General features: G+C 63.4%; 26 protein-coding genes. 12 read left to right on the top strand and 14 right to left on the bottom strand.

Annotated features, from left to right (window positions below; all coding sequences use genetic code 11):
• Positions 1-390 precede the first annotated feature (390 nt).
• Complete coding sequence (locus Q2941_RS29470) at positions 391-879, top strand: hypothetical protein (RefSeq protein ID WP_458194563.1); 489 nt, start codon at positions 391-393, stop codon at positions 877-879.
• Positions 880-1,894: 1,015 nt separating this feature from the next.
• On the opposite strand, the gene Q2941_RS29475 is transcribed toward Q2941_RS29470, so the two are convergent.
• Positions 1,895-2,077, bottom strand: coding sequence for a hypothetical protein (locus Q2941_RS29475; protein ID WP_458194564.1), 183 nt, complete (start codon positions 2,075-2,077; stop codon positions 1,895-1,897).
• 815 nt (positions 2,078-2,892) lie between these two features.
• On the opposite strand from Q2941_RS29475, the gene Q2941_RS29480 reads away from it, so the two are divergent.
• Both Q2941_RS29480 and Q2941_RS29485 read left to right on the top strand, forming a co-directional pair.
• Positions 2,893-3,135, top strand: coding sequence for a hypothetical protein (locus Q2941_RS29480; RefSeq protein ID WP_458194565.1), 243 nt, complete (start codon positions 2,893-2,895; stop codon positions 3,133-3,135).
• A gap of 1,160 nt (positions 3,136-4,295) precedes the next feature.
• Complete coding sequence (locus tag Q2941_RS29485) at positions 4,296-4,502, top strand: hypothetical protein (RefSeq protein WP_458194566.1); 207 nt, start codon at positions 4,296-4,298, stop codon at positions 4,500-4,502.
• Between the two features lie 94 nt (positions 4,503-4,596).
• Here Q2941_RS29485 and Q2941_RS29490 read toward each other — a convergent pair whose 3' ends face one another.
• Entirely contained in the window at positions 4,597-7,974 is a 3,378-nt protein-coding gene (locus Q2941_RS29490) for an adenylate/guanylate cyclase domain-containing protein (RefSeq protein WP_458194567.1), read from the bottom strand.
• A gap of 287 nt (positions 7,975-8,261) precedes the next feature.
• Here Q2941_RS29490 and Q2941_RS29495 point away from each other — a divergent pair, with 287 nt between their 5' ends.
• Together Q2941_RS29495 and Q2941_RS29500 are read left to right on the top strand one after the other, a co-directional pair.
• Positions 8,262-8,723, top strand: a complete 462-nt coding sequence (locus Q2941_RS29495; protein ID WP_458194568.1) for an ArdC-like ssDNA-binding domain-containing protein — start codon at positions 8,262-8,264, stop codon at positions 8,721-8,723.
• Between the two features lie 614 nt (positions 8,724-9,337).
• A complete protein-coding gene (locus Q2941_RS29500) occupies positions 9,338-9,571 on the top strand; it encodes a hypothetical protein (protein WP_027520632.1) in 234 nt (77 codons plus the stop codon).
• Between the two features lie 17 nt (positions 9,572-9,588).
• Here Q2941_RS29500 and Q2941_RS29505 read toward each other — a convergent pair whose 3' ends face one another.
• The gene (locus tag Q2941_RS29505) at positions 9,589-10,548 is read right to left on the bottom strand and encodes a helix-turn-helix transcriptional regulator (protein WP_027520633.1); all 960 of its coding nucleotides are present in this window, start codon (positions 10,546-10,548) and stop codon (positions 9,589-9,591) included.
• A gap of 310 nt (positions 10,549-10,858) precedes the next feature.
• Here Q2941_RS29505 and Q2941_RS29510 point away from each other — a divergent pair, with 310 nt between their 5' ends.
• The 4 genes from Q2941_RS29510 (at position 10,859) to Q2941_RS29525 (ending at position 14,183) form a co-directional block, all read left to right on the top strand.
• Positions 10,859-11,101 (top strand): hypothetical protein, encoded by a 243-nt coding sequence (locus Q2941_RS29510; protein ID WP_027520634.1) that lies wholly within the window; start codon positions 10,859-10,861, stop codon positions 11,099-11,101.
• Between the two features lie 22 nt (positions 11,102-11,123).
• The gene (locus Q2941_RS29515; RefSeq protein ID WP_371933010.1) at positions 11,124-11,375 is read left to right on the top strand and encodes a GCG_CRPN prefix-to-repeats domain-containing protein; all 252 of its coding nucleotides are present in this window, start codon (positions 11,124-11,126) and stop codon (positions 11,373-11,375) included.
• A gap of 205 nt (positions 11,376-11,580) precedes the next feature.
• Entirely contained in the window at positions 11,581-12,252 is a 672-nt protein-coding gene (locus Q2941_RS29520; protein WP_027520635.1) for a response regulator, read from the top strand.
• Positions 12,249-14,183 carry a sensor histidine kinase gene (locus Q2941_RS29525; RefSeq protein WP_458194569.1) on the top strand — a complete coding sequence of 645 codons (1,935 nt, stop codon included), beginning with the start codon at positions 12,249-12,251 and terminating at the stop codon, positions 14,181-14,183. The genes Q2941_RS29520 and Q2941_RS29525 overlap by 4 nt, the downstream gene beginning before the upstream one ends.
• A 122-nt stretch (positions 14,184-14,305) precedes the next feature.
• Here Q2941_RS29525 and Q2941_RS29530 read toward each other — a convergent pair whose 3' ends face one another.
• On the bottom strand, positions 14,306-14,596 hold the full coding sequence (locus Q2941_RS29530) for a hypothetical protein (protein ID WP_254110211.1): 291 nt from the start codon (positions 14,594-14,596) through the stop codon (positions 14,306-14,308).
• A gap of 243 nt (positions 14,597-14,839) precedes the next feature.
• Between Q2941_RS29530 and Q2941_RS29535 the strand changes: the two genes are divergently transcribed.
• Positions 14,840-15,082, top strand: coding sequence for a cysteine rich repeat-containing protein (locus tag Q2941_RS29535; protein ID WP_458194570.1), 243 nt, complete (start codon positions 14,840-14,842; stop codon positions 15,080-15,082).
• Positions 15,083-15,128: 46 nt separating this feature from the next.
• On the opposite strand, the gene Q2941_RS29540 is transcribed toward Q2941_RS29535, so the two are convergent.
• From Q2941_RS29540 to Q2941_RS29585, 10 genes are all read right to left on the bottom strand, one after another.
• Positions 15,129-15,800: a hypothetical protein gene (locus Q2941_RS29540; protein ID WP_458194571.1), complete on the bottom strand. Its 672-nt coding sequence runs from the start codon at positions 15,798-15,800 to the stop codon at positions 15,129-15,131.
• A gap of 119 nt (positions 15,801-15,919) precedes the next feature.
• Complete coding sequence (locus Q2941_RS29545; RefSeq protein WP_458194572.1) at positions 15,920-16,597, bottom strand: hypothetical protein; 678 nt, start codon at positions 16,595-16,597, stop codon at positions 15,920-15,922.
• Positions 16,598-16,724: 127 nt separating this feature from the next.
• Positions 16,725-16,973: a hypothetical protein gene (locus Q2941_RS29550; protein WP_458194573.1), complete on the bottom strand. Its 249-nt coding sequence runs from the start codon at positions 16,971-16,973 to the stop codon at positions 16,725-16,727.
• Positions 16,974-17,088: 115 nt separating this feature from the next.
• The gene (locus Q2941_RS29555; RefSeq protein ID WP_458194574.1) at positions 17,089-17,862 is read right to left on the bottom strand and encodes a thioesterase family protein; all 774 of its coding nucleotides are present in this window, start codon (positions 17,860-17,862) and stop codon (positions 17,089-17,091) included.
• A gap of 11 nt (positions 17,863-17,873) precedes the next feature.
• Positions 17,874-18,842 (bottom strand): NAD(P)H-dependent flavin oxidoreductase, encoded by a 969-nt coding sequence (locus tag Q2941_RS29560; protein WP_458194575.1) that lies wholly within the window; start codon positions 18,840-18,842, stop codon positions 17,874-17,876.
• Between the two features lie 156 nt (positions 18,843-18,998).
• A complete protein-coding gene (locus tag Q2941_RS29565) occupies positions 18,999-20,399 on the bottom strand; it encodes an aspartate ammonia-lyase (RefSeq protein ID WP_027520644.1) in 1,401 nt (466 codons plus the stop codon).
• Positions 20,400-20,438: 39 nt separating this feature from the next.
• Complete coding sequence (locus tag Q2941_RS29570; RefSeq protein WP_027520645.1) at positions 20,439-20,984, bottom strand: hypothetical protein; 546 nt, start codon at positions 20,982-20,984, stop codon at positions 20,439-20,441.
• Positions 20,985-21,048: 64 nt separating this feature from the next.
• On the bottom strand, positions 21,049-21,651 hold the full coding sequence (locus Q2941_RS29575; RefSeq protein ID WP_198031673.1) for a YqaA family protein: 603 nt from the start codon (positions 21,649-21,651) through the stop codon (positions 21,049-21,051).
• A gap of 45 nt (positions 21,652-21,696) precedes the next feature.
• The gene (hisE, locus tag Q2941_RS29580) at positions 21,697-22,101 is read right to left on the bottom strand and encodes a phosphoribosyl-ATP diphosphatase (protein WP_458194576.1); all 405 of its coding nucleotides are present in this window, start codon (positions 22,099-22,101) and stop codon (positions 21,697-21,699) included.
• A 105-nt stretch (positions 22,102-22,206) separates the two neighbouring features.
• Entirely contained in the window at positions 22,207-22,578 is a 372-nt protein-coding gene (locus Q2941_RS29585) for a hypothetical protein (RefSeq protein ID WP_458194577.1), read from the bottom strand.
• A 222-nt stretch (positions 22,579-22,800) separates the two neighbouring features.
• On the opposite strand from Q2941_RS29585, the gene Q2941_RS29590 reads away from it, so the two are divergent.
• Together Q2941_RS29590 and Q2941_RS29595 are read left to right on the top strand one after the other, a co-directional pair.
• On the top strand, positions 22,801-23,880 hold the full coding sequence (locus Q2941_RS29590; protein ID WP_458194578.1) for an ABC transporter substrate-binding protein: 1,080 nt from the start codon (positions 22,801-22,803) through the stop codon (positions 23,878-23,880).
• Between the two features lie 92 nt (positions 23,881-23,972).
• Positions 23,973-25,769: a glucan ABC transporter ATP-binding protein/ permease gene (locus Q2941_RS29595; protein WP_027520650.1), complete on the top strand. Its 1,797-nt coding sequence runs from the start codon at positions 23,973-23,975 to the stop codon at positions 25,767-25,769.
• The last annotated feature ends 36 nt before the right edge of the window (positions 25,770-25,805 follow it).

Genomic DNA, 25,805 nt, shown 5'->3' on the forward strand with positions numbered 1-25,805 from the left:
CTTGGAACACTGAAGCTTCGCAACCTCAGCTTCCTCGGTTCAGACCAGATGGACAACCTCCTGACAGGCCACACCTAACCCGCAGCCAACCCGTCTTCCGCGCGCCATCGCTGCCGGCGATTTGTGAATTTGCGCCAAGTTCGCGCCAGGCCCGCGGGCGGCCCGCTGGAAGTGACCCGCAAAGCGCAATCCTCACCGGAGAGTCATGAAACGACAACAGGCTCCAAGTTCCGTGGAGGAAGCCCAGATTTTCAGAACAGGTCGATGCGAATTAGGGAATTGGCAAGCTAAACAAGATCATCCTGTCTTTCTTTCAAGACTGGAGATCTGTGTATGAGTGATTCAGTAAAGACGCTGTGTCGGCGGACAGTCGCCCCTTTCCGTGTCACCATGGGTCTGGCGCTGGCGGCTAGCACAGGCGTGATGTTGGGAGGCATTGGCACCCACCGCGTCTCGGCGAGCGAGTATGGCGTCGATGAGGCCAAGGAAACTACCATTACGCTTGCGGATCGCGTCGCTGCCTTTGCGGCAGAGCTTGCCCAAGTCAAGGCGGAGAATGCCAAGCTGCGCGAGAGCCAGAGCGACACCTCCGAGGAGCTTTCCCGTATACGGGCGAGCCTCGCCAATGCCGAGATCGGCCTTGGGGCGCTGCGTACCACCATCGATGAGAATGAGGCGCACGGGCGCGACACGGCTGCCCGGATCGCGTCTAATCTAACCGAACTCAAGGACGAGATGGGCTCGCTACGCGCCAGTGCGGCGAACAGCGAGATCGGTGTCGACGCACTCCGCGCGACCACAGACAAAATCAGTCAGCAGATCAAGCAAACCGAGAATCTCCGGGACGTGACCGGTGCGATAGGCGCGCTTCGACACTAACCATCCAGTTACTTTCGTGGTATCACTCGGCGTCGGCAGACACAGCCTTGCCGCTCGTCAAAGGCAGAACTCGAACTGGGACATGGGCCGAAGATAGTGGTCCAGCGGGCAAGTGCGAATCGCGTTGCCACGGGCGACGACGGGAATGCGCGGTTGCTCATGCCGCGCGTGTCGATAAAACGCCCAGGAGGCTGGTCGGTCCAGCTGGCATTTGCCACGCGGTGGCGGCGCGCTGGAGCGGCCGTCCGTTGGACGACACCTACCCTAGCGCTCGATCCGGAGAGCGAATCCTGAGCCCCGCCGGAGTCAAGGAAACGGCATCCTAGGTGCGTCGCGCCGCCCGCCAACTGCTCGCCGATCTCGTCGGTGGCGAGACAGGCAATAACCTGCGGGATCAGTTCGCCTGACTTGCCGGAGCATCCGAGGCCAGAGCCCACCGGGTTACGCTGGCGGGCCTTTCCAAGCGGCTTGCCAATTCTGGAACACGGTGTTCTATTGGAGGAACACCGGGCAGGAATTTCATACTTAAACCTTTTCTTCGTCGATCGGTGGAGGTGAGGCCGCGAGATCGAGCTGTCCTGCGGCCTCATTCATTGCGCGGCCTAACCGCACATGTCAGGCTTTTGAATTTTGTCCATCGAAGAACTGCTCTAGCCTCGACACGTTCGAGCGCTCCCCCGTGCGCTCAGCCCAAGGACCGCCGGCTCAACACTGCCAGCCAAGACGCCGCCGGGGCCGGCAGGTCCGAGGGGCTAGTCTCCCGTATTCCGACATCCCATCGCGGGAGCTACAGGCCGGCTCCAGTTAAAATCCGGCCGGACCTCCGCCCCTCTCTTGCGGCAGGCACAGACGAACCGCGGCTCGATGTCGGATAGCCGCACGTCGTCAGGCCAGTGGTCGGCGCTAAGAGCGACGGAATGGCTGCACTGGAAGTCGGCGCAGTAGACCAGGACGCCGCGAACGCCCATGTCGCGCATTTCGCCAAAGGTGATCTTCTGGGGTCGGGCTGCGAGCATTAGAGGCGCGCGTCGCGTTCAAACTGGCGCAGCAGCGCGGCCACTGCATCATCCCGCCGAATAAGGGCGATCTGCTTAGCCCGTAGCCGCCAGTAAAGTTTCTTCTCGATGGTTTTCAGTTCGTCCTCAATTTCATCGAGACGACGGTGGCGCTTGATCGCGCGTTGGGGGTCATATGACAATGGCTGCTCTCCTTCCCCCGAGCCGCCGTGCCTTATATGCGGTCAGGCAGACCGCGTAACTGTCCCGTAAGGCCGCGCGACCAGTCGTCGCTGCGACATGTCGCGCAGAAAACCCAAAGCGCTCTCGATAATTATACCGTGGCTTGCATCGTTCACATGAGGGCTTGCATCACTAACATGCGTTCGGGCTTGCATCGCTTACATGGGTTCGCTTACAAGGCGGCTCTTGGCACAGCAAGGCAAGGCGCTTAACGCCCCGCTCCGCCATGTAGCGCGACGCACCTCGTCGCAACGCAACATAACTTTTGAGGTCGTCGGGTTCGTTCCCGGCGGCCTCTTTTTCGCGATCAACCAGTATGCCGCGGCGGCGCTAACCCGCAGTGCTTTTTTGGCCTCACGGCATCGGCGGCGGCAAGCGGTTCCAGAATTAACATGGTCTCGCAACATCAAGCTTAATTCTAGAACTCGATTGCAGCGTCGCCGCGGAGCGCTAGCTTCTCAACACGGACATTGCCCGTCGTCCGGCCCCAATGGCGAAGCCGTCGCGCATAATATTCGGTGCGATGGCTTCGTCTGTTCGGCAGGAGGTATTGCGGCGTCGCTATCACGCGAGCTGTCGTGAACTTGATCGAGCCGGTGCGGGTCTGTTTAAACTTTTACGCTCAATAACAAATGCAAACTGTCGGTCGAAAATTCAGATACGTCGTTTGTGCGGGTCTAAACAGACGGCGCTGATGCGACGGTCCAAAATGGGGAGCTAGCGCCCGGCGAACGCCGTGGTTTGCGACCCGCTACTCATGTTATACGAGGAACAAATGCCCGGCGCCTGGTTCTTCCGCTATCTCGACAAGCATCAGAACGCAAAGCAGTCCCGCTTCTTTTCAACGAGAGAGCAGGCAATTATGGAAGCATACTCCTTCAATGAGAAGGGTTACTGCATCACATCGCTTGAAGGGCCGGGCCTCCGGATGACTGCTGTCGATTTGGCAAAGTGGTTCATGGACCATAGGGCTCAAATTCGCGCCAACGTTCAGCACTCTCGCGGGAGTGTCGGCTAGGTGAAGTCCGCCTGTCATTTCTTTGCCGTAACCGGTAGCTATTCGATGACCTCGTCGGCGCTGGCAAGCACTGAGGCAGGTATTTCGAGACCAAGCGCTTTCCCCTAAGGGGTTGAACCATTCATCCGACTGAGAAAGGGAGCGCGCTTTAGCTGATGTGCTCTCTCTGGCGAAAGCATATGCCCCGCTAGACGGCCGGACTCTTGTCGAATCGCCGTTGCGGGCTGCTGTGTTCTCATCACCTCTCGAATCCATTTTCGTAGCTGCTGAGCCGGTCCTGCTGCCGAGATCAGGGCTCTTCAGAGATGGCGATCGTTCACTCGTCGCCTCTGCGCTGCGTTGAGGTGCAACTGTCGCGCGTTGTTGGCTTTCGTTGGCTGTTTGCGTTGCGTCCGATCGATCGTGCGAGGAAGCGGGGCCGCGATGCAGCTGCTCTCGGCACTCCATCGGAAAAACGAGATCGCCTCCAGCGGTCACTCCGATTGGTGCGCAGGCTTGTCGTGGCGCATCGACACGGTCTCGTTGTGTTTGTTCGGAAGAAGTACTCGCGCTTCCAATTTGTGGTGGATCTTGTCGCATCTCGGTGCTTCCGGTTGTAAGCTCCTGCGAACCTGCGAACTCCGAGCTATTGAATTTCCTGGCGTCCGGCGAGCTCCTCTGATCCGATTGTTCAGCGGAAACGGCCGGTCCATTCAAAGCATCGCCCGGCGCAGGGGGGCCGAATTCCCAGCCAAGCCAATATCCCTCTTTGCAAACTCCGCGCGGTGGGCGGTGCTACGATGATCGCGAAATGCACTTCTACATATCCTGTGCTCGCGTCCCGAAGAGCGGAAGCCGAGCGCGGGTGGGAAGGCGGTTGTCATTGGTCCCCCCCTTGGCGACTGCTTGGATTGTTCGGCAGGACGCATCGGCGACCACCGAGAATTGATAGTTTATCAATTAATCCCGCAATTTGCACCAGGTCGGAAATGGGTCAAAAAGCGCCAGCCGCACCTACCGCGATCTATGACCGCTTTTCTCGAGATAGCCGACAGGCCGCCCTGACCCTCGTCCGCAGCTCAACAGTTTGCAAACCAATCCGCCTTCTCAGCCAAGCCCGCTAACGAATTTGAAAATCGCCCGCCGCACATTTCACTCACGACCAGCAAACGGGACATTCGATGAGTGGAACGGCTATCTTGGAAAACGTGAGACGATATCGCACCATCGCTTCACTGTGCCGGCAGACCGCCGCGTTCCGTCCAGGTCAAAAATGGACGCTATTGGAGCAGGCATATGAATGGGAGCGTCGGGCAATCAGCGAACTTGAAAGCTACTTTGCCATTCGCGATGGCGGGTCCCGATCGGAGCTCGCTGTCGCTGCGTGAAGGCTTTCAAAGGTAACAAGCTCAAAACGTTCGCGAAGTGAACGAGCGCGAGAGCTCGGTGGTTTCACCTTGTTACCTTTCAAAGCTGAGCTTCTCATTGCGCCAACTCGTCGAGCAGGGCCTTGGCCTGCTTCAAGTCCAACGTGTCAAACCCCTCGGTGAACCAGCCGTAAACCGGAGCGAGAAGTTCTCGGGCCTCGTCCCGCTTCCCTTGATCGCGCCACAGCCGCGCCATGCTCATGGACGCGCGCAGCTCAAAGGATTTCGCCTGCTGAGCGCGGGCGACTGCAAGAGCCTGCTCAAAATGGCCTTCGGCTTTTGCCGCATCCCGCTCTGGCGACATCAGGGCGATTTCGCCGGCGACGCGATGCACGTCGGCCTCGTACCATTTTTCCTTTGTTGTTTTGACAGTTGTGATTGCTTCATTGATGCACTGCCAAGCATCATCAAGTTGTCCCTGCACCGCATAGGATTTCGCCAAGTGAGATAAGTACAACGGAATCCAAACTTGTGACCCGGCTGCCCGCCATGCGGTAGTCCCGGACGTGATCATGCGGACGGCGTCAGGCGCCTTGCCTAGCGAACTCATCAAAAGACCTTGCACCATCGTTCCGCACGCCTTCCACAGCAAGGCACCTTTCTCGGTTGCCAGGTCGACGAGTTCATTGGCGTTGGCGCTCGCTGCTGCGTAATCTCCGCAATGTACGAGGGTAAGCGGAATGTGGGCCAACGCGAACATCAGCGCGCCCGCTTGGCCCAGTTCGCGCGCATTCTTGATCGCGCGGTCTGCGTCCGCGAGTGCAGCATCGGGATATCCGAGCAACCACAGCGCCAACGATCCAAAGGACAAGACCGCCACCTCGGTGTCTTGGCCAAAACGCGTTGCAAGCAAACGGTGCTCGGCACGATTGTAAAGCGACAGGGCTCGACCGCAATGTAGCCGACCTTCGACGATGTTTCCCGTATCCAGTAGCGACCTGCCCATAAGGCGATGCCCGATCATGAGAGGAACTGTCGCCTTTTGCTTCTCCGCAAGCGTCAAGAATTGCGCTGCGAGCTCGCGCACGGCGTCGCCGTTGAACGCAGCATGATTCGCTACCCAGAAGCCGTAAAGAACCGAGAACAATAGCAGTGGGTCTTCAGGCGGTTCAGCGAGCGCTTCGGCTTGTTCAATCAATTGAAGCGCTCGCTCCTCAGCGGCCATTGTTTCTGGCGCGCCAAATCCCTTAACATGCATAAGTGGCGTTATGAGTGAGACCTGAAAGTTAATTTGCTCGCGACGTAGCGCGGGAGTTGCTGGTAAGGTGTCAATCTGATTTAGCGCATGAGTTAGTTGCTCTGCGGCTTCAACCAGAGCCGAGCGCGCCAGCGACCGTTGTCCGGCCTTGCCCCATAGACCGGCGGCTTTCTCGATCAGTCCAGCCTCAGTGCAGTGACGCGCCAAAATCTCAGGCTGGTTCTCAGCGATTTCAGCGAACTGACTTTCAAAGGTGCCGGCGATGCGGGCATGCAACGCGCGTCGCGGTTCGCGCACCAGCGTTCCGTACGCGGCGTCTTGCACCAGGGCATGCTTGAACAGATAGGTCGCGTGCGGCGGCACGCCCTTGTGGAACAGCAGCCCGGCCCGGATCAGACGATCGAGTGATGCGGCCAATTCCGTCTCTGGCTTGCGCACCACCGCGGCTAATAGCGCGTGAGAAAACTCGCGACCGATCGCCGCCCCGATCTGCGCCAACTCCTTAGCCGGGCCGAGCCGGTCGAGCCGCGCCATCAGAGAAGCATGCAAGCTCGCCGGGACCGCCACCATCGGAGAGGGAACCGCGGCCGCAATCTGCTTCGCTTCGAGCTCGCCCCCGGCTTCCAACACCGCCTTTGTCATCTCTTCGACGAACAAGGGGATGCCGTCGGTGCGCTCGATGATATCTTTCCGGATGTCCGCCGCCAGCAGCTTGTTGCCGAGCACGCGGTCGATCATGGTGCCGACCTCGCGATATCCCAGCCGATTGAGAGCAAGAGCTGTGACCTGCGGTTGTCCGACCCAGGGCGCCTCGAACTCCGGCCGAAACGTCACAATCAATAGCACGCGAAGCGCCGCGATCCGGTCCACAATGCGACCGAACGCTTCCAGGCTCGTGGGGTCGGCCCAATGCGCATCCTCGACGATCATGAGCACTGGGCTGGCGCGCGCCAGGGCTTCCAATTGGACGCCGAGGGCGGCAAGTGTTTTCTCTCGGCGCTGTTCCAGGGCGAACTCGAGAGCGGGGTAGCGTCCGTCGTTGGAAAGTGACAACATCTCGGCCACCAGCGCTGTGTCCTGCTTGGCCGTCGAGGTCTGCGCTAGTAGCGCGTCGAGCTTGTCGAGCTTGGTTTGCAGCGGGTCGCCGTGCGCAAATCCGGCGGCACGTTCGAGCTGTCCGATAATCGGATAAAAGGCGCTGCCGGTGTGCTGGGGCGAGCAGAAATAACGCAAGCGCGTGTGGGGTTCGGCCGCGATACTCTCGATGAGCGCGGCGGAGAGCCTGGATTTGCCGATGCCTGCCTCGCCGGATAGCAGCACCACATAGCCTTCGCCAATCTTGGCTTTGGTCCAGCGGCGTAACAGCAGTTCAAGCTCTTCTTCTCGTCCAACAAGTGCCGTCAGGCCGCCCGGGTGCATCGCCTCAAACCGGCTCTCGATGGAACTGGCCCGCAACGCCGCGAAAGCGCCCACCGGCCCGGCGATCCCCTTGAGCTCCTTTGCCCCGAGGTCCCGCAGCTCGAACAGATTGCCAAGCAGCCTGCGCGTGGCCTCCGCAATGACGACCGTGTTCGGCTCGGCGATGCCTTGGAGGCGGGCGGCAAGATTGGGTGTTTCGCCGACGATCGCCTGCTCCTGTGCCGATCCCGTGCCGATCAGGTCGCCGACGACGACCAAGCCCGTTGCGATACCGACGCGCGTTTGCAGCGGAACGGACGATTTGAGCCCGGCAACTGCGGCAATCGCATGTAGCCCGGCGCGCACGGCGCGCTCAGCGTCGTCCTCATTGGCTGTCGGATAGCCGAAGTACACGAGCACCCCATCACCCATAAACTTCGCGACGAAGCCGCCGAAGAGCTGAACGGTATCGGCGACGCACCTCTGGTAGGCCGAAATGACCTCCCGCAGGTCCTCCGGGTCCATCCGCGCGGAGAGCGCCGTCGAGCCGACCAAGTCGGAGAACATCACCGTCACCTGACGGCGCTCGGCGGTATCCTTGGCGGCTTTGTCGGTTGCCAGAGGAGCGTCGGACAGCGGCGTTGGTGCGGTGGCTTCAGCGCGCAAACCTGCAATGGCGTCGAGCAGCTTACGCCGATCCCCAACAAATCCGACACCGAGTTCCTTCAAGTCCTCAGCCGTCAATCTCGGCAGGACGGTATCGTCGATCCTATTTTCGCGGAAAGCCGTCTCGTATTGTTCGAGGCCAAGCCTCCGCAGCCAACCTCCGACGTCCATGGCGGCGCCCCGGTTCGCCTAACACTGCATGATCCCCCAGGCGAAACAGAGTGTCCACACTTTAGCGGCCGTGGCTTTGCCTTCTGAGACCTGCCACGGATTGCGCGTTTACCTTCGTTAACGCGCGGATTTCCTAGGCTACATATTTCCGACCCACGTCTGCGCGCGCGCGAGACGCGGGCCTGTCCATGCACCCCCCGGGGGTCAAAAGCGCGCAGCGAGGGCCCGACGCGCCCTGTATGCCCGCGACCAAGTGGTGGTCGGCGTTCCCTACAGGAGCGAGCGACATGAAACGCGACCTTTACGCGGAAGTCTCCGCGCGCATCATCACAGAACTAGAAGCCGACGCCGCCCCCTGGATTAAACCATGGTCGGCAACGGCTGGCGCGAACACCCCGTGCAATGCTGTGACGAACCGGCCCTATTCCGGATGCAATGTTGTCTTGCTTTGGATGGCGCAAGCGGCAGGATATCACACGCCGCGGTTTTTGACGTTCAAGCAGGCGCTCGAATTAGGCGGGCGTGTGCACAAGGGCGAACGCGGCACGAAGGCATATTTCGTCAAACAACTGCAGATTAAGGAAGGAGGCGACGGCGAAACCAGCACGCGGCTAGCCCCAGTGATGCGGGAATACACGTCTTCAATGTCGAGCAGTGTGATGGCCTGCCCGATAGCGTCACGAATGGCAAACCACAACGCGCGCCTACAGTTGGGTGGGCTCGAACCACCGACCTCCTGTTCCACTTAGGCAGGATTACGCTGAAGCCCCGGATTTTTCGGGCTAAAGGTTCTTTGTGACGGAGGTTGATCCGGGGGTCGGATTCAGATTATTCAAAAAAGATTAATAATATCAATCTGCTATGGCGGAGAGAGTGGGAGTCAAACTCACGATTTTCAATCACTCCATTTCGAAGAAGACTGAAAGCTGCTGAGTAAGCGCTCGCCTGCCTCCTCCAAAGATTCGAGTCTGAGCCGGGTTCGATTCCGGTAGGCGATTGTGGAAACAAGGACCGCAGGACCGCCTGCTGCCGAGCGCTTGCTGATTTATTTTTGCGAGCTACTGCCTTCCGCCATCTTGTTGGTATTCCTGTTGGTATCCGCAGCAATCGGCAACTAAAACTGGCGCAAATTCAATTCGTTATAGGACTAGGCGATTGTCGGCCAGGGGCACCACGCTACGCCCTTTCGGGCTTCGCGTGGCGCAGCCATGCGAGACCGAAAGCGCGAAGCGTGTGCGGCGAAGCCTCTTGGCGAAGACGGACCGGCTCGCCGTTCTTCTCGCAGTGAAGCGAAGCCCTCCCCTAGCAATCATCTGGTCCGCCTATATTCTCCTCCGCAGGTCTCCACTCAGCGAGCAGCTTGATGGCCAGACGACGCGCGACCGAGGCAGAGCCAGGCGACCTCCCCCGCTATTTCGTCTGGGTGCGTGGGCTCGAAGGGCCCGAGCCGCAGAAATGGATGGCGATGGATTTCGGCGTCGACGGCTGGAAGCGGGCGCAGGTGCTGGCCTATCTCGAGTTGCCGGAGGAGGAGCGACATCTGTCGCTGTCGGCGCTCGCGCGGCGCTATCCGCCGCCGCGACTGGAGGCGTCGTAACCCACCAGAGCGAGCGCTCACCTCCCCCTCGCCGCCGTCGGCGTCAGGCCGAAGCGGCGGCGGAAGCAGCGGTTGAAATAGGAGAGATCGTTGAATCCGCAGGCGAAGGCGATGTCGCTGATGCGTCCCTCGCTGCGGGCCAGCAGATCCGCAGCCTTGCGCAGGCGCAGCTCGTTCAAGCGCGTGGTGAAGCTGGCGCCGGCCTCAAACAGCAGTTCGTTGACATAGCGCTCGGAAAGACCGGCGGCAGCCGCGAGCTTTTGCGCAGAAAAATCCGGCTCCTGGAAACGCGCTTGCAGGATCGCCAGCGCGGCCTGGAGCCGCACGGCACCCAGGCCCCGCCGGCTGGCGGCGGACGCGATGTCGGCGCGTGCGCCGAGCCCGAGCGCCGCGAGGTCGAGCAGATGCGCCGCAATCGCCATGCCGGCCTCGTCGACGGCGACCGGATGGCGCAGCAGAAGATCGCTGTAGTCCATCGCGAGCGACAGCGCCCCGCCGGGCGCAAGCTCCTGCCCGACCAATTCATCGACGTCGGCGACCATCGCGCGCAAGGTTGCGACCGGCAGATGCACGTTGGTGAAGCGCTTGTGGTTCGCGCCGTCAGCTGCGAAGAACGGCTCGTCGAGCTTGAGCAGCACCATCGATCCCGGCCGCAAGGTGATCTCGCGGCCACGGTGACGCACATAGGAAGCGCGATCACCGGTGTTGCGCACGAGACAGAAGCGGTCGTCGCCGGTCTCGATCACCTGCCGCTTCTCACGCCGCACCGTGACGAAGCTACCGTCGCAGCGTCCGAGCATGGTGGTGCCGATGTGGATCGAGTTCATGGCGGCGCGAAACGGCACGTCGAACGCGGGGTCGAGCTCACCGGTGTTGGAAAAATGTTCGAACAATTCCGCAAAGCGAATGAAGCGCTGCCGCTCAGACAGCCCCTGCGGCAGCATATCGGTCGATAACGCTTTCCGGATGACGGGCATCGGGGAAGGAATTTTTGGGGAAAGGACTTTGAAGAGAGACTTGTGAAGACTGACTGGCAAGAAACGGAGCGAACTTGCCGGGCGCGGACTGAACGCCCGGTGAACGCACCTCGTCAGGCTATCAGCACGATGACGTGATTTAAACAGCGCCGGTCAGTCCAAACCCGAAATCATTCGACGCCGGACAGTCCAAGACGGCGCGCGGGCGAGAGCCTTATTCAGGCCGCGGATGCGTCGGGCTCGTCTTCGCGCCGGCGCATCCCGGCATCCGGGCGGCCGCCGCCTGACGCCCGCTGGAGGAGACAACGACATGCGAACTTCTCTACCCCGCAGCCTCGCGCTCGGCGCGACGATCGCCGCAAGCCTCGGCATCGGCTACGCAATCGGCGCCCAGCCGCACATGGACGAGAGCGTCACGATCCTGCAACAGGCCCGCGCCGAGCTCGCCAAGGCCGAACCGAACAAGGGCGGCCACCGCGAGAAGGCGCTCGGCCTGATCGACCAGGCGATCGCCGAAGTGCGCGCCGGTATCGCTTTTGCCGCCACGCATTGAGCCGCCGGACGGAGAACAGTACATGATGCGACACATCCATGCCGCCGCCTTTGCGCTCGCCGCGATCACCGGCTCCGCCCAGGCCGCTCCTCTCGCGCCGGTCGGCACGCCCGCGACGAGCGACATCGTCGCGGTGGCCGGCGGCTGCGGCGCCGGCTGGCATCGCGGACCCTATGGCGGCTGCCTGAAGAACTACGCCAATCCCGCCGCCCACGCCTGCCCGCGCGGCTATCACATCGGCCCCAATGGCGGTTGCCGCGGGAACGGAAGGTAAGACGACTCCCCCTCTCTCCGCACGATCCGCGGGGAGAGGATCGCCGCGGCCGTCAAACGTCCGCGCGCGACTTGATGCAGCTCGCTCCTGATCCGCAAACAACGCACTCCGCCACTCCGCCCCATGATTATGGGTGTCGCAGGCGACGCGGCGCAGCTAAGCTCGGTTTTGCGCCGCGGGGGACACGCGGCCCAAGGTTTTTGCCATGACGGAACGGGACGGGGCTCCTGCTGCGATCACCATCCTCCTCGTCGAGGATGATGCGCCGACCTGCTGGCGCTTGCAGGATGCGCTGGTCAAGGCGGAGTACGAGGTGCGCACGGCCGGCACGCTCGGTGAGGCGCGCCAAGCCCTCAATGCACGCGCGCCGCGGGTGCTCTTGACCGACCTCCGCCTGCCCGACGGCCATGGCATCGAGCTGATCCGCGAGACGCGGCGGCGCTTTCCCGACACCGAGATCATGGTGATCTCCGCACTCGGCGACGAGGAAAGCGTGATCTCGGCAATCACGGTCGGCGCCACCGGCTATCTCCTGAAGGACGCCTTCCCGACCGACATCGCGACCACCGTGCGCGAACTGGTCGCCGGGCATTCGCCGATTTCGGCCTCGATCGCGCGCTTCATCGTGCGGCGAACGCAAACCACCGCCGAGCCGCCGCCGGGGCCGGCGCTCAACACCGCAAGGCTCACGCCGCGCGAGATCGACATCCTCTGGGGCATCGCCAAAGGCTTCAGCTACGCCGAGATCGCGAGCCATCTCGGCCTGTCGCGCCAGACCGTGCCCGGCCACATCAAGAACATCTATCGCAAGCTCGAGGTGCATACCCGCAGCGAAGCTGTGTTCGAGGCGGTGCAGCAGGGCCTGATCAAGCTGTGAGCGAGGTCGCCGTAAAGCCGCTCGTGACCGCAAGGGCGCGGCTGCGGCTGGCGCGGCTGGTGCCTTATCTGCTGCTCCAGGTGCTGATCGTGATCGCCTGCATCCTGGTGCTGCGGCTGTTGCAGCCGAGCGACCCCGACGATTTTGCGCTGAGCGAGTTCACGCAGCTGGAGGATGGCGTGACACGCCCGGTGACGCTGCCGCATTTCACCAACTCGCGCTATTCGCTCGCGGATCCGCCGCTCTACACGGGCAGCTTCACCTTCAGGACTGCTGACGCGGCGGCGTGGTCGGTGTTCCTGCCGCGCTTCAGCAACGCCGTGGAGGTCGCGGTCAACGACGTGGTGATCCTCGATTCGAGGCGCGACGCCACCGCCAACCGGCCCGACCGCAACACGCCGGAGATCGCACCGATCCCGTCGGCGCTGTTGCGCGACGGCGCCAACACCATCACGTTGCGGCTGTTCGTGTGGGGGCCGTTGAAGGGCTTTCTCGACACCGTCTATGTCGGACCGGATGAGAGCCTGCGCGGCGCCTACGAGACGCGTACGCTGCTGTTCGTCACGCTGCCCGTGGTGTTCTCCGCCTGGCAATCGATCCTGGCGGTCATTCTCGCGATCATGTGGCTGATGCGGCGCCACGAGCCGGTCTATGGCGTGCTGGCAATCGCGATGGTGCTCGGCGTGATCCAGGCGTTCCTGCCGCCGCCGGTGCCGCCAGCCCACCCCTCGCGGCTCGCCGCGGTGCTGCTGGCCTCCGCCCCGATCGAGAGCGCCCTGATCGTGGTTTTCGCCGTGCTGTTCTTCGGCTGGCGCTGGCCGCGCTATGGCACGCTGCTGTTCGCGCCCGGTCTCGCCGTGTTCGCGGTCGGGCTGGTCGCGGGCCAGCCGCTGCCGCGCATCCTTTTTCTGCTTCTCGGCATCCCGACGGTCGGCATCTGCCTGTTGCTGATGGCCGGCGTCACGGCAACGGCGGTGGTACGGCGCCAGGATGCGGCGAGCCTCACACTCGGCTGCGCGGTGACCATCGTGCTGACCTGCTGGGGCCACGACATGCTCTCGGTGTTCGAGATCCTGCCCAATGAACGCACCTTCGTCTCGCGCCTGTCCTATTCGGCGATGCTGGTGGCGATCGGCGCCGGCCTGACCTGGCGGTTCGCCCGCGCGCTGAACCAGGTCGACAGTTTCGCCGGCCAGTTGATCGCACGCGTGCGCGAGGCCGAGGACCGATTGAAGGCAAGCTTTGCCCGCGAGGAGGAGCGTGCGCGGGCCGCAGCCCTCGCCAATGAGCGCACCCGGCTGATGCGCGACCTGCATGACGGCCTCGGCGGCCAGCTCGTCAGCATCGTCGCGCTCTCCGAACGCGGCGCGGACGGCGCGCCGATCGCTGACGCCGCGCGCGCCGCGCTGAAGGATCTGCGGCTCGTGATCGATTCCATGGACGATATCGGCGGCGATCTGATGCTGGCGCTCGGCTCATGGCGCGAGCGCGCCGCGGCACAATTGCGCCCGCACGACATCGCGCTCGACTGGCACGTGACGACGCCACAGGGCCTGCCGCTGCATCCGGAGCTGCGGCCATGGCACGTCATCCAGATCGTGCGCATCCTGGATGAAGCCGTGACCAACGCGGTCAAGCACGCGAAGGCACGCAGGATCACTGTGACGATCGAGACGCTCGGCGGGGCGCCGCAAGATCAGCGCGGCGTGATCAGCATCGCGGACGACGGCCAGGGTTTTGCTCTTCCCATCGATGGTGCCGGCAATGGCGAGGCGACAGGGGCGAGCCAGACCGCGCGGGGCTTGCGCAACATGAAGAGCCGCGCCTGCCGTTGTGGTGCAACGCTCGAACTCGACTCCTCCCCCTCGGGCACATCCGTGCGGCTGCAACTGCCGCAGCGCTTTCCCGACAGCGATGCGGCCGAGGGCTGAAAAAGCCCCCTCCCCGAACGTGTGGGCGACGCGCGGAGAGAGGGGGTGCGCTTGCAGGCATCCCTGCGCCCGAAATCTTCTTCCTCTCCCCGCAAACCGGCCGAGGTGGAGAAGGAGCTCGCTCAGCGCACGCCGACGCGGTTGACCGGGCCGCCGCGGTTCATCGGCGTGCCCGCTCGAACACCGACCCCGGGCGCACCGACGCCGGGGGTCGCTACCACAGCGGCAGCGACCGGCGCGGCCGGAGCCACCACCACCGCCGCGGTGGGCCGCACGACGCAGCCCTTGGGCACGCCGACCGTCTTGCAATAGACCACTGCCTGCGCCGGACTTGTGCCCAGCGACAGCATCGCTGCACCCGCCAGCGCCGCAATCGCCAAGCCGATGCTCAGCGTTGCTGCTTTCCTTGCCATCTCAGCTCTCCTGCTTGCCGTCCGGCCTGTCGATGCAACCATCGCTTCTCGCGGGCCGACGTAAGGGCTCAATGGCAAAAGATCGCGCGCCGATACATGCCATGAAGATGGGGGGGCGCGTGTGCGGTCGCAGAGACCGGACGTTTCGGCTGCCATGAACATGGCATGGACCCGCGGGCCCGCTCCGCAGATGGTCGCGCCGCCTGGTTTCAAGCCGGACAACGAAACCCGAAGAGGTGAATGATGAAGATTTCAGTTATTGCCGCGCTCGTGCTCGCGCCGACCGTCATGCTCGCATCGACCGTCGTGCCCGTATCGGCGCAATCGGGCCCGACGCCGCAGGAGCAGATGGCCTGCCGCGGCGACGCCAGCAAGTTCTGCGCCGAACATATCGGCAAGCCGCCGCAGATGAACGCATGCCTGCGCGACAACAAGGCCAAGCTCTCGGACGCCTGCCGCAAGGTCGTGGAGTCGCACGGAGGTTGATGCGCGCGCTAAAACGCGATGAGATTAGGATGAACCGCCATCTGCTCTAATCGTCGCCATCAGCTCCGAATAATCTGAGCTGCGGAAAGCCGCGGCTCTGCGGGACGAAGCTGCGGCGCGGACCTGATCCGAATTCGCGGACATCGGCATCTTCGCGAGTATTGCGTGCGACGTCGTCCCAGTCGGTCCGATCGCGCGTCTCGCGAGGATCGCGCATGTCGTAGCGGCGGCGCTCGGCCCAGCGCTGCCGCCGGTCGGCACGATGCCGCTCCGACGCCGCGCGCTTCACGTCGGCGTCCTTCGCTTTCGCATAGGCATTATCCGGCGAGGCAGCCTGCTCGGTCGTGGCTTGCTGCTCCGCAGGCTTGGCAGGGTGCGCGGCTTGCGTGTTGGCCTGCTGGGACTCATGGCTGGCGGCCGGCTGTGCAGGCGGCGCGGAAGGTTCGGCATTGGCCGTGGCGGTCGGCGCCGCGGCCTGGACAGGCGGAGCGACCACGGCGCCGAAGACCTGCGATCCCGTGAGATATTGCACGCGCTCGGATGGCGCATGGGTTATTGCCGTCGAATCTGCACGCCGCTCCTGCTTGCCCGTATCGGGGCCGTGCTTGAGCGCGATGGGGTTCATGATGTTGCCGGCAACGATGCCGCCACCAAGACCGATGGCGATGGCTGCGACGATGGTTCCCCCACCGACGAAATAGGCTGTCAAGGCGCGCATCGATCCACTCCCTCTTTCGAGCGAGCAACGCGTCGCGCAATTTGATGTTCCGGGAACGGAGCAACGTCAGGGAAAATGCTGCAGCTCCGCCGCCAAGCGCGCGGAACTTGCGAGCTACGTCAGATCTGCTGGGCGACCTTCTCGAGCCCGATGATGCGGGCGAGCTTGCGCACTTCCTCTTTCTGATCGTCGCGCAACTGGAACAGCAGGGGCATCGCGGCCGACTTCAGCTGCTGGACCTCATCGCAGTTCGGATCGATCGGCACGCCCTGCACCTGCGGATTGGAGAGCTTGTTCGCCTGGATCTTGCGCGCGACGTTGCGCAGCGCGGTCTCGACCGAGGGCCAGTAATATTCCTGCGACGACGACAGCTTCAGCCGCTCCTTGATGCCCGCGATCTGCACGTCGGAGAGCAGCGAATAGGATTTCTGCGGCTGCGGTTTTGCGACCACTTTCGGCTTGGCAGGCGCGTCGGTCGCTGCGGCCGGCGCCTCGGAAGCGTTCGCCTTGGGCGCCGGGGGGAAATCGGATGGCGTGGCGGCGGCGAAGGCCTGGCGCAGCGTCTCGGTAAGAACAGGCCTGTCCACCGGCTCGACGGCAGCGGAGGCTAGCGCGAGCGTCGGCACGTTCAGCCGGTCGGCCTTGCTGGCGCGGTTGGCGGCGACCGGCTTGGGGACGACCTGCGAGACCATGTCGCTGCTCGCGGCCGGCACGCTGTCACGGCCGAAAATGGCGGTGGCGGCGACGCCAAGAACCAGGAAGCACGTCAGCACGACGATGGTGATGGCTTTCGACAAACGTCTCTCCGCGTCCGGCTCTCGATCGCTCAATGCCCCGAAACTGGGCAGGAATTAAGGCCTAACCGTGCCACCACAGCGGAAAACGCTGGGCCGATGGCGACATTGCATTGGAAATTCAACGAAATCAGGCGGCTAGCGCCAAGTCATAGGCGTCCTGGATATCGGCGACGATCTCGGAGGCCTCCCACACCGCACGCGGCTCGACCGCCTGCAGCGTCACGGTCCAGTTGCCGCCGCGACGGGTGCGGGGCACGCTGACGATGTCGAAGCGCACGTTGCGGCAGAGCGGGTGACGGGCGAGTGCATGCGCAACGCGGTCGCGGATTTCATCCAGCGAAGCCTGCGTCCTGGCGTTGAGAAAATCGTAGTCCATCGCCCGTCCCCTCTTCGTGCCGATTGGCGGCTGCGAGGAGATTCTGGGAGCGCGATGGTTAATGCTGCGTTAAATGGCGTTTGTTCAGCCCGCGGCTGCCGATTTGCCGAGTCCCTCAGCGCTTCTCGATCACGAGGCTTTGCACCGCGCGGCCGAAATAGCCTTGCCGGTCGGCGAGCCGCGACATCGCGAGGCCCGTGCCGTCTGCGCCGATCCAGGATTCGCCGTCGAGCAGGATCCAGTCGCCGACCGGCTGCCGAGCAAAGCTCACGGTGAGGTCGGCGTTGATGTAGGTCCAGGCGCGAAAATCGAGCGTCGAGGCCGTGCCGTTGGAGAAGTCGGCGGCGACGACCGCGCGCATGGCCTGCGAGACGGCTTGTCCCTCGATCAGTGGCTTATCGACGCGAAACCAGATTGCGCCGGCGCCGGCCTGGCCGAAGCGGCCGCGCGCCGCACGCATCGAGACCGAACGCACGAACGGGCTGGTGGCAGCATGTCCGTCCTCGACCAGCGACTGCTCCGGCGCCGGCAGGGTCACCGGCAGCTCCTTGACGGCGTCGGGCAGCGTCAGCGCCTGCCGCCTGATCTTCAGCACGGTTGCCCCGACCACGACCACGCCGTCCGCCAGGAGCTTGATTCCGCAGAGCTGGATCTTGCGGCCTTCGCGCAAGATTTCGGTCGCGATGGTGAGGGGCGCCACCAGAACCGGACGCATCAGATCGATAGTGACGCGCGCGATGTCCATCGGCACGGAAGTCGCCATCCGCTCGGCCGCCCACACCACGAGCGAAGCCGGCGCCGAGCCGTGCTGCATGCGCGGATCCCATGGACCCGCAGCATCAGGGCTGGTGACGACGCTGTTGCCGTCGACGCGATAGATGGCGGTCATCGCGAGAGCCATTATAACGGCGGATCGATCGCTTCTTCGTATTCCTTCTTGAAGCGCGCGATCAGCTCGGCGGCGGGCACAATTCCTTCGACGCTGCCGATGCCTTGGCCCGAGCCCCAGATCTCCTTCCATGCCTTCGGCTTGGCGCGATCGCCGGAAGCATCGGTGCCGAAATTCATCTTGGAGGGATCGGACGTCGGCAGGTTCTCCGGATCCATGCCGGCAGCGAGGATCGACGGCTTCAGATAGTTGCCATGCACGCCGGTGAAGAGATTCGAATAGACGATGTCGTCGGCCGAGGAGCCCGCGATCATCTCCTTGTACTTCTCGACCGCGTTGGCTTCCTTGGTCGCAATGAAGGCCGAGCCGATATAGGCGAAGTCGGCGCCGAGGATGCGCGCAGCGCGGATCGCCTTGCCGTTGCCGATCGCGCCCGACAGCGCGATCGGGCCGTCGAACCATTTGCGCGTTTCGGCGACGAAAGCCAGCGGCGAGATCGTGCCGGCGTGACCTCCGGCGCCGGCCGCGACCAGGATCAGACCGTCGGCGCCCTTCTCGATCGCCTTGCGAGCGAATTTCTGGTTGATCACGTCATGGAAGACGATGCCGCCCCAATTGTGCACGGCCTGATTGAGCTCCTCGCGCGCACCGAGCGAGGAGATGATCATCGGCACCTTGTACTTGGCGCAAAGCGCCATGTCATGGTCGAGCCGGTTGTTCGACTTGTGCACGATCTGGTTTACCGCGAACGGCGCGGAAGGACGCTCGGGATGCGCGCGATCATAGGCCGCGAGCTCTTCGGTGATGCGCGCCAGCCATTCGTGGAGCAGCTCCGGCGGCCGCGCGTTCAGCGCCGGGAACGAGCCGACCACACCCGCCTTGCACTGCGCGATCACAAGATCGGGCACCGAGATGATGAAGAGCGGCGAGCCGATCACGGGGATCGACAGACGCCCCTTGAACAAGGCAGGCATGGACATTGCGAAACGATCCTTTATTGGCGGACAAGTTGAAGGCTTGGCGCCATACCAACAAGGCAATCTTTCCACTGTCAAGTATTGCGTTTTAGCGCCGCCAGGCGGACGCCATTACCGCAATTCCAAGGCGCGGAATTCACCACACGGACGCGAAAGCTCTCACTCGGTCAGATCCGGATTGATCAGCCGCTCGAACGAGAACATCTCGTCCCATTTCTCCTGCGTCAGCAGCTTGCGCTCGACCACCACGATCTGGTGCAGCGACTTGCCGCTCTTGTAGCCCTCGCGGGCGATCTCGGCGCATTGCTTGTAGCCGAGCAGCGGCTTCAGAACGGTGACGATGCCGAGCGAGTTGAGCACCATGTTGCGGGTGTGCTCTTCGTTGGCGGTGATGCCGACGACGCAGTTCTCGCGCAGGCTGTTGACCGCGCGCTCCATGGTGCGGATCGAGAAGAACAGCGCGAACGAGATCACCGGCTCCATCACGTTGAGCTGGAGCTGGCCGGCGGAGGCCGCGAGCGTCACCGTGGTGTCGAGGCCGATGACGAGGAAGCTGGTCTGGTTGACCACCTCGGGAATCACAGGGTTGACCTTGCCGGGCATGATGGACGAGCCCGGCTGAAGCTGCGGCAGGTTGATCTCGTTGAAGCCGGCGCGCGGGCCGGAGGCCAGCAGACGAATGTCGTTGCAGATCTTGGTGAGCTTGCTCGCGGTGCGCTTCAAGACGCCGGAGAGCTGCACATAGGCGCCGGTGTCCGACGTCGCCTCCACGAGGTCGCCGGCGAGCACGAAGTCGACACCGGTCAGCGCGCTCAAATGCCGGACCGCGACCTTTGGATAGCCGGGCGCCGCGGTGACCGAGGTGCCGATCGCGGTGGCGCCGAGATTGATCTCGCGCAACAGCGCGCGAGCTTCCGAGATACGATCGACCTCCTCGCCGATCGTGGTGCCCCAGCCGCGGAATTCGGCGCCGAGCGACATCGGCACCGCGTCCTGGAGGTGCGTGCGGCCCATCTTCAGCACGCGATCGAACTCGCGCCCCTTGGCGAAGAATGCCTCCTGCAGCTGCCGCAGCGCCGTCATGTAGCTTTCGAGCCGCAGGATCAGCGCCAGGCGGAAGGCGGTCGGATAGGTGTCGTTGGTCGACTGGCCGTAATTGACATGGTCGTTCGGGCTGACGTGCTGGTAGTCGCCCTTCGCAAAGCCGAGCGATTCCAGCGCGAGGTTGGCGATCACCTCGTTGGCATTCATGTTGGTCGAGGTGCCCGCGCCGCCCTGGATGAAATCGGTGACGAACTGATCCATCATGTCGCCGGCGATGACGCGGTCGCAGCCGAGGATGATCGCGTCCGCGACCTTGGCGTCGATCGCGCCGAGGTCGCGATTGGCCATCGCTGCGGCCTTCTTCACGTAGCCAAGCGCCTTCACGAAGTAAGGCTCCTGGTTCATCGGAATGCCGGTGATGTGGAAGTTCTCCTTCCCGCGGATGGTCTGGACGCCGTAGTAGATGTTGTCGGCGATCTCACGCTGTCCGAGGAAGTCCTGCTCCGTACGGCTCATAGGCGCTCCTTGAGGTTTGCTCGCGCGCAGGTCATCGCCTCAGTTCTGGCACAGCGCGCTGGTGACGAACGTATCGGTGCGGCAGTCATCCGACTTGCGGGTCCTGCCGGGAATCAGGACCTTTGCCGAACAGCTTTGCGCGGAGTCCGCGTTCAGGCTCTTGCCTTCCTTGTAGCCTTTGCCCTGGCAGAGCCTGTCGGCGGCCTGCTTGCAATCGGGCGCGCCGTTTGGCGAGGCCGGACAGGCCACACGCCCCGACACCAAGCTCGATGGCTTTGCCATGCGCGACAGATCGTCGATGGTCTCGCTCGGACTTTTGATCGGCGGCAGGATCGAGGGCAGCTTGTCGAACAGCTTGCCCATTTCGTTGATCAGACCGGGATTCTCCTCGCGCGCCGGTGGGGCTGATGCCGTGGGAGTAGATTGTGGCGGCGGCGCCTGCGGCCCGGCGTCTTGAAGGCCGAGCGACGGCGCGGGGGCCGTTGACTGTGCCCATCCGGGCCCGGCGATGCCAGGCAGTAGGAATAGCGCCGCTGTCACAATCATCCAGAGTCGCGTGACCGGATTGCCGGATCGAACCATCATGGCCCAACCGTAACCGAAGCCGGCGCGCCGGCAAAGCGCCTGACGCGCCGTCAGATAAGCTTGATCAGATCAGCTTGATCGCGATCACGAAGCCGAGCACCAGCACCGCAGCGAAGATCGCCACCCACAATCCGAGATGCCGCTCGATCCTGACCCGAATCCAATCGCCATAGCGGTTGAGCAGGATGGCCGCGATGAAGAAGCGGCCGCCGCGCGCAATGATGGAGAACAGGACGAACAGAAGCAGATTGTAGCCGGCAAAGCCCGAGGTGATGGTGACGAGCTTGTAGGGGATCGGTGTCAGGCCCTTGAGCAGGATGATCACGGCGCCCCATTCGGCGTATTTGGCACGGAATCCCTCGACCTGGTCGCCGAGCCCGTAGAGCTGGATCAGCCAATGACCTAGCGAGTCATAGAGCAGCGCACCGATGGCGTAGCCCAGGATGCCGCCCAGCACCGAGGTCGCGGTGCAGACCGTGGCGTAGACCCAGGCGCGCTGCGGGCGCGCCAACGACATCGGCACCAGCATCACGTCCGGAGGGACGGGAAAGAACGAGCTTTCTGCGAAAGCCACGGCGCCCATGATCCAGAGCGCGTAGGGCTTGTGGGCGGCGTCGATGCACCAATCGTAGATACGTTTCAGCATGGCGCCGCGATGAAGCACCATGGGACGGATTTGTCCATCGCAAGATGGGGCCGGTTTGTTCCGCTTCTAGTGGCGCTTGCGTGCCGCGCGGCCCTCGAGCGCGACAATTGGCCGCCGGGCGGCAACGCGGGGCGAGGCAACTTTGGGCAGTTTCATCGGCGATTTCGGCAGCTTCTCGGCGATGCCGAGCATGTCTTCCCGCCGCGCCATCTCGCGCCAGACATCCTGAGGCCGCACGCCGGCCGCGGCCCAGAGCACAGTGAGATTGTAGAGAAGGTCGGCGCTTTCCCGGATCACGGCTTCGCTATCGCCATGAACCGCGTCGATGACCACCTCGATGGCTTCCTCAGCCAGTTTTTTCGCCATTTTGGCCGGGCCGCGCTGAAACAGCCGGGCGGTGCGCGATGTTGCCGGATCAAGATCCCTGGCCGCGAGCACAGCCAGATATAGCCGCTCAAGCGAATCACTCATGTACTCAAAACTACTCTAAACCAATGGTAGACGCGTTAACGTCCGACAATAAAAGCAAAATTTAAGCCGGCGCGGCAAGCGCGCCGGCTCGTCGTGGTCAACGGCTTACCAACAATATGCGCCGCTTCGGCTACAAGTGGCAAAGGGATCGCGACCGACATTGCCATTGTACGGGTAGTTCGGATCGCTCCCGTAGTAACCCGGGCCCCTGTAGTAGGCCGGCCCACCGTAATAGACTGGCCCGCCGTAGTAGGCGGGTCCGCCATAGTCATAGGCGTACGCATCGCGGGCGGCGGCGATCGCAAGGCCCGTGCCGACGATGCCGGCGAAGGCCGCGGCCGCAGCGGCTCCGCCACCACCATGCCAGTGGCGGCCGCCCGCGAACGAGGTCGAGGGGATAGCGGTCGTGAGCGCCAGCACGGCGGCGGTGGCGAATATGGCCTTGCGGCCTGCAAATCTTGAAGCTCGGTCGAACATGACTTTGGACTCCTTGGGACCTTCAATGGGTGCCTGGGGACAGGCTTTATTCACTTAAAACCCGCGCATCCCATGTTGGGTTCCCCAACCCAACAGAAGCTGAACGGCGACAAATTCGCGCGGAGATTGCGAAATCGTGATGCATTCCGCTCATCAACCGTTCAGGTTTGATCGGCCAGGATGACGACCGCCGGCGCTTTGCAAGCGTCACAAAAAGAAACAATGCTGGTCCGGCGTGAATTCATGCGCGCATGCCCGACATCCCTCTCCCGCTGTCTGTTGGCTCTCTGGATCGGGCTCGCGGTGCTGGCGTGCTCGGGCCCGCGCTCGGCGAGCGCCGCAGACGACGCCGCCCGGCATGTCGCGATCCAGTTCACTTTCGACCGCCCGATTGAATCGAGCATGGCGCCGTTCTTCATGGCGGCGAAGGACGGATTGTTCGGCGCCGAGCATCTCGCCGTGTCGTTCGGCAGCGCCGCGGGCTCGCCGGAGGCGCTTGCGCGCGTCGCCAGGGGTGACAGCGATCTCGCCCTCGTCGACATCAACGAATTGATCCGCTTTCGCGACAGGGCAGACGCCCCGCCGATCAAGGCCGTGTTCGTGCTGTTCAACCGCGCGCCCTACGCGATCGTCGCGCGCAGGAGCCGGGGCATCCATACGCTGTCCGATCTCGAGGGCAAGACGGTCGGCGTTGCCGACAGCGATCTGTCGATCCGGCTGTGGCCGGCGCTCGCGCATCAGAACGGGGTCAACGCGGCGCACGTGAAATTCTACAAGATGAGTGCTGCGGTGCGCGAACCGATCCTGTCCGCCGGACAGGTCGATGCCGTCGCCGGGTTCAGCTATCTGTCGGCCGTGAATTTGCGCGACCGTGGCGTGCCGGCCGACGATCTCGCGGTGCTGCGCTATGCCGATTATGGCTGCGAGGCCTATGGCTTTGCCGTGGTGGTGAACCCGTCCTTTGCCGCGTCGAAGTCGGACGCCGTGAAAGGTTTCGTTCGCGCGCTGATCGGCGGGCTCAATGCAACGGTCAAGGAGCCGGAGCGCGCGGTCGACGAGACCGTCAGCCGGATGGAGGACGGCGTGCGCGACCTCGAGCTCGCGCGGCTATCCACCGTGCTTGCCGACAACATCCTGACCGACGAGGTCCGGCGCAACGGCCTCGGCAGCGTCGATCCCGCCCGCTTCGATCGCGCGATCGACCAGATCGGGCTGGATTTCAAGTTCCGCAAGCGCCCCACCGCGAGCGATATTTTCGACGAACAGTTCCTGCCGCCTGTGGCTGGCCGGCTGATCAATTGAATAAAACTGACAGCTTCGGCTGTATCTTGCGGCCCATCCCTGATTAGAATGCTACCTCGTTCGATCCCGCCCGCGCGAGTGCCGTGCCTTTCATGTCGATCCTTCGTCTCTACACCCGCGTTCTTGAGCTGCTCGGCAAGGAGGCGCGGCTGGGCTGGCTGCTGGCGGTCGCCAACCTGCTGCTTGCGGCGGCGCAGTTCGCCGAGCCCGTGCTGTTCGGCAAGATCGTCGACGTGCTCTCCGGCAAGACCGTCGCGGGCTCGAACTCCGCCTGGCCGTTCCTGTTCGCCTGGGTCGCGTTCGGGCTGTTCACGATCGGCTGCAGCGCGCTGGTGGCGCTGCATGCCGACCGGCTCGCCCATCGCCAGCGCCAAGCGGTACTGACGGATTATTTCGAGCATATCCTGCAACTGCCGCTGACCTTCCACTCCGGCACCCATTCCGGACGGCTGATGAAGGTGATGCTGAACGGCACCGACGCGCTGTGGCGGCTGTGGCTCGGCTTCTTCCGCGAGCATTTTGCCGCGATCCTGTCGGTGTTCGTGCTGCTGCCGCTGTCGCTCTATCTGAACTGGCGGCTCGCGATCCTGCTGTTCGCGCTCTGCATCGTGTTCACGGCGCTGACGACCTTCGTCGTGCGCAAGACCTACGGCATGCAGATGACGGTCGAGGAGCACTATAGCGACCTCTCCGCGCGCGCCTCCGACGCGCTCGGCAATGTCGCGCTGGTGCAGAGTTTCGTGCGCGTCGAAGCCGAGGTGCAGGGACTGCGCTTCGTTGCCGACCAGTTGCTCGCGGCACAAATGCCCGTACTGTCCTGGTGGGCGCTCGTCACCGTCATCACGCGCGCCTCCACCACCATTACGGTGCTCGCGATCTTCACGCTCGGCATCGCGCTGCACGACCAGGGGCTGACGACGGTCGGCGAGATCGTGATGTTCGTGAGCTTTGCAACGCTGCTGATCCAGAAGCTCGAGCAGGTCGTGGGCTTCGTCAACAACGTCTTCATGGAGGCGCCACGCTTACGCGAATTCTTCAACGTGCTCGATGCCGTGCCCGCCGTGCACGACCGGCCCGATGCGATCGACGTCGGGCGCCTGTCGGGCCTTGTCGAGTTCCACGACGTCACCTTCTCCTATGACGGCAAGCGGCCGGCGGTCGAGGACCTCTCCTTCACCGCACTGCCCGGACAGACGATCGCACTGGTCGGTTCGACCGGCGCCGGCAAGTCGACCGCGATCGCGCTTCTGCATCGTGCGTTCGATCCGCAATCCGGCTTCATCAAGATCGACGGCATGGACGTGCGCGGCGTGACGCTGACATCGCTGCGGCGGAACATAGGCGTGGTGTTCCAGGAGGCGCTGCTGTTCAACCGCTCGATCACGGAGAATTTGCGCGTCGGCAAGCCGGACGCAACCGACGCGGAGATGCGGCTCGCGGCCGAGCGCGCGCAGGCGCTCGAATTCATCGAGCGCAGCGGCGGCTTCGAGACCAATGCCGGCGAGCGCGGGCGCATGCTGTCCGGCGGCGAGCGGCAGCGGCTGTCGATCGCGCGTGCGCTGCTGAAGGACCCGCCAATCCTGATCCTGGACGAGGCCACCAGCGCGCTCGATGCCGTCACCGAGGCGAAGGTCAACGCTGCTCTCGATGAAGTGATGCGAGGCCGCACCACCTTCGTGATTGCCCATCGCCTCTCCACCATCCGCAACGCCACGCGGATCCTGGTGTTCGACAGCGGCCGCGTGATCGAAAGCGGAACTTTCGATGAACTCGTGGCCAAAGGCGGCCATTTCGCCGCGCTCGCCAAGGCCCAGTTCATGGTGCAGGAAAATGCACGGGCGAGCGTGGCGGCGGCCGAGGCCGCAGCCTCGGCTGTGAAGTCCCGGTAAAACCGTCGAAATTTGGCCTATTTCATCGCTGAATAC

The sequence above is a fragment of the Bradyrhizobium sp. UFLA05-153 genome, assembly GCF_054185185.1.